The sequence below is a fragment of the Phaeodactylibacter luteus genome (genome assembly GCF_007993045.1).
Taxonomy (GTDB): Bacteria; Bacteroidota; Bacteroidia; order Chitinophagales; family Saprospiraceae; genus Phaeodactylibacter; species Phaeodactylibacter luteus.
On the sequence record NZ_VOOR01000291.1, the window covers coordinates 1 to 213 of the forward strand.

A 213-nucleotide genomic window follows, 5' to 3' on the forward strand; every position below is an offset into this window, starting at 1 on the left:
TACGCTGCTCGCTACACTTGGCCCGTTATTGGTCACCGTGATGGTGTAAGGCACCGTTGTGCCCGGCACGTAGGTAGTGGTACCGTTCGTCTTAACCGTGGTGATGTCCGATACCTCGTCCGGTGTGTCCGGCCCGTCCGTACAATCTGGACAGTCCGGGGTCGGGTCTTCCGGGTTCGTTACCACAACCGTGTTGGTCAGGCCGCCCGTGAA

General features: G+C 60.1%; 1 pseudogene. It reads right to left on the reverse strand.

The annotated features are described in order from the left end of the window. Positions 1-213: pseudogene (locus FRY97_RS22225) on the reverse strand (DUF11 domain-containing protein); the annotation flags it as partial.